The organism is Thalassobacillus devorans MSP14, from assembly GCF_000496835.1.
Lineage (GTDB): Bacteria > Bacillota > Bacilli > Bacillales > Halobacillaceae > Thalassobacillus > Thalassobacillus devorans_B.
In genome coordinates, this window is sequence record NZ_KI543237.1 from 180,326 (window position 1) to 183,968 (window position 3,643).

Below are 3,643 nucleotides of genomic sequence, written 5' to 3' on the forward strand. Positions count from 1 at the left end.
TAGAGGGATGGATCCTGGAATCCATCCCTCTTTTGCATTTTTCTCTGCTACCTAATATAAGATATTTTTTCCGGCAAGCATAACGATATTTCAACCGGAAAAATAGAGATAATCTATCCCTTAATTAGTTTCTTATTCCGGACTATTCTTCTTCCTCACGTAATATCAGGAAATACACCTTTCATTATTCAGAATATTTAAGTAAAATAGTACTAAAAGCTATTGGGACTCGTGGCCTTTTTACAGACAAGTTTGAGGAACAAAAATTTGCAGGAGGAAATGCCTTTGAAAAAATACACGGTGCCCATGTTGTGTATCATCATCAGTCTGGCAGTTATCGGACATCATTCTTATCGTGCCTCCGGGCAATCGATGTATATGTATCCGAATTTGCCCGCCCCAATTGGAAAAGAACCAATCCTAATCACTTCAGCAGGTCAAACAGTTGAAGGCGGTATAGTCCATAAACTTTCCCAACAGCTCCATTTGGAAGCCGAATACCGCCCGAGAGCTTTAGCAACAGATTTATATGAATATCAAACATTAGTGATTGTAACCGGCTATAGCTATAATGGAATGTTACATAAGAAGAAAAAATTCAAGCAAGAGCAGGAACGGATTCGAAAATTAATGAATGAAGCGGAAGCAGACCGCGTCCCTGTTATCATTTTCGATCTTGATCTTCAGTACCGCGATTACGAGGAAACATGGACTATATTAGAACATACCATTCCCTATTCAGATTATTTTATCGGTAAACGGCATGATGAAACTCCGGAGAAATTATTGGAATTGATACGTGAACATAAAGTTAAATCTACTTTCGTCAATGAAATCGAAGATATGAAAACACCATTCAATTCGGTGTTCAGATAGGGGGCGACAGCATGAATCAGCCTACTCACCCATTCTGGGGAACCATTGGAATTGTGCTTGTTTTCTATGGCATGCTTATTCCGGCATTGACGATGGATGTGTCCATGTATATCTATGAAGAAATCGAACGCAGTCTCTATGAAGAAGACAGCGGAAAGTTATTAGTAACCGCCTTTGCCTATATTTCCCGAAATGTCATTATGTTTTCTATGATTTTTTTCGGTACTTTGTGTTTGACGAGATTCCTGGGAGTAAGGATCACCACGGTACGATTTCAATTAATTTTTACCGCACTTTCCTTAACAGCGGTTTTTGTCTTAAATATGTTATATACCGAGTATTATGCTTACCTGCCTCATATCTTTACAATCGGCGTACTTTTATTTTTCAGCAACTATCTCCCTAAACAACGGTATTTTGCCTGGACTTTTTTGATACTGTTGATTTTGACTACCATTTCAGTTCAATGGCTCAACTTGATCCCTGCTTTGAGCGCTTATGGTTTTGGAACAAATGACCTTGCTGTCAGTTTGAAAACAGTGGATGAATTTTTGACCGATCATAACCTGTTCAGCACCATCACCCTGGTGTTTTTCCTAATATTTTTTATTATTGCTATCATTTTTACTACCTTGATTCATTTGTTCAATAAACAAATCACTACCCTAAAGCTATACCAGGCGCAAGGGAAGGAGCTGCAAAGAACAAGGAATGACTTAATCGAATCTAAAGTCTACCAGGAAATGCATACGCTGGTGCATGATTTGAAAACCCCACTGGTGGCCATCGAAGGATTATTATCTTTAATGGAAATGAAAGTCAAAGCGGATGACCATAAATCAAAGAGTTATTTCAACAGAATCAATCAATCGGTGGTTAAAATGAAAGAAATGATTTCAGATATACTTTACGAGGATATCCGCAAGCGGATACCTGCCGGGGAATTGCTGGATTATGTCATGAGCCACTTGAATACGGATGACCTGCCCATCGATTTTGAAATTCATATTTCCGATGACGTCCCTCCTCTCTATATCAATAAAATCCGCTTCTCCAGAGCTATTTCCAATGTATTGGAGAACTCGATGATTTATTTACATGAACGAGGAGGAAAGATCACTATTGAAATTTTCACTGACAACGATAACTGCTGCATTCGGATCAAAGATAATGGGCCTGGAATCGAGCGGGCCAACCTTGTTCATATTTGGCAGGAAGGATTTAGTACGAAAAACTCTTCCGGGATAGGACTGCCCTTTGTGAAACGCGTAGTAGAGAGCCACTCCGGAACCATTGAAGTTGCCAGTGAACCCGGCTCTCATACTATTACCACGATTACACTGCCTCAGAACTCCAGAAAGGAAGCGATAGGATGATTTTGATCATCGACGACAACGAAGATATACGTTTTACTTTAAAAGAAATGTGTGAATTCTGTGAATGGCCCTCTATTGAGGCTTCCAACGGTAAAGAAGGGATCACATTATTTCGAAAGCTGGATCCAGACCTGGTATTAGTCGATTTTCACATGCCTGAATGGGATGGTTTAAAAACTGTAAAAGCGATCAGAAACGAAAATAAACACATTCCGATCATTGTCCTGACGGTTGACGACAGGCAGGACATCGCTAACTCTTTCCTTGAGGCCGGCGCTACAGATTTTGCGATGAAGCCAATAAAAGCCCCCGATTTGATTTCACGGATAAAATTGAATATGAAGTACGCTAAACTTTCCAATACAGATAAGGATATTTATGTAGATAAAGGAATAAACAAAGAGACACGGAAGTCCATCAAACATTTTCTATACCACCAAAAGCAGCCAGTCACCATTAATGATATCCAGGCACAGCTCCCGATTGCTTACCAAACAGTGCATCGCTATCTCCATCATATGGCAGAAAAAGGTGAAATTGAAGTTATCTCCGATTACGGCAGTCGCGGAAGACCTAAAAATAAATACCAACTGCTGTAACCAACTGGAAAAATCCATGGAAGACAGGTTTATTCTGCCTGATTTAGGGAAACATGGTAGAAGGAATTTTGCCTGATAAAGTCGAAGTATTTTGTTTGACCTTTATTGACCTTGGATGTATGATAAAACTATCACATCATCCATTGATAATAAGTGATGAAGGAGGAATTTACATTGAATCTAGTCCCTACAGTAATTGAACAAACTAACCGCGGAGAACGTGCATACGATATTTATTCACGCTTGTTGAAAGACCGTATCATTATGCTTGGAAGCCCGATCGATGACAACGTATCCAATTCAATCGTATCTCAGCTTCTATTCCTTGCAGCAGATGACCCGGATAAAGACATTTCTCTTTATATCAACTCACCTGGCGGGTCCATTACTGCCGGTATGGCTATTTATGATACGATGCAATTCATCAAACCACATGTATCCACTATTTGTATCGGTATGGCAGCATCTATGGGTGCCTTTCTTTTGGCAGCTGGTGAAAAAGGAAAACGTTATGCGCTTCCTAACAGTGAAGTAATGATTCACCAGCCATTGGGTGGAACACAAGGACAGGCGGCAGATATCGAAATCCACGCTCGCCGTATCCTTGAAATGCGCGAGAAGTTGAATAAAATTCTTTCTGAGCGTACTGGTCAGCCTATGGAAATCATTGAGCGTGATACTGACCGTGATAACTTCATGCCAGCACACAAAGCCAAAGAATATGGCTTGATTGATAAAGTAATGGAAAAGAAACCTACGGAATAAAAGCTTTAAAAAACCCTGATCCAAGCT

4 protein-coding genes are annotated in these 3,643 nt (G+C 39.9%); all 4 read left to right on the forward strand.

All coding sequences use genetic code 11. The features are described from left to right. The first annotated feature begins 285 nt into the window (after window positions 1-285). The 4 genes from P855_RS0111390 to clpP all read left to right on the forward strand — a co-directional run bounded on the left by P855_RS0111390 (window position 286) and on the right by clpP (window position 3,616). Window positions 286-876 (forward strand): DUF6305 family protein, encoded by a 591-nt coding sequence (locus P855_RS0111390; protein ID WP_028783691.1) that lies wholly within the window; start codon window positions 286-288, stop codon window positions 874-876. An 11-nt stretch (window positions 877-887) separates the two neighbouring features. Continuing rightward, window positions 888-2,252: a sensor histidine kinase gene (locus P855_RS0111395; RefSeq protein ID WP_028783692.1), complete on the forward strand. Its 1,365-nt coding sequence runs from the start codon at window positions 888-890 to the stop codon at window positions 2,250-2,252. Further along, complete coding sequence (locus P855_RS0111400) at window positions 2,249-2,851, forward strand: response regulator (RefSeq protein WP_028783693.1); 603 nt, start codon at window positions 2,249-2,251, stop codon at window positions 2,849-2,851. Before P855_RS0111395 ends, P855_RS0111400 begins: the two co-directional genes overlap by 4 nt. A gap of 174 nt (window positions 2,852-3,025) precedes the next feature. Further along, the gene (gene clpP / locus P855_RS0111405; protein WP_028783694.1) at window positions 3,026-3,616 is read left to right on the forward strand and encodes an ATP-dependent Clp endopeptidase proteolytic subunit ClpP; all 591 of its coding nucleotides are present in this window, start codon (window positions 3,026-3,028) and stop codon (window positions 3,614-3,616) included. Window positions 3,617-3,643: the final 27 nt, after the last annotated feature.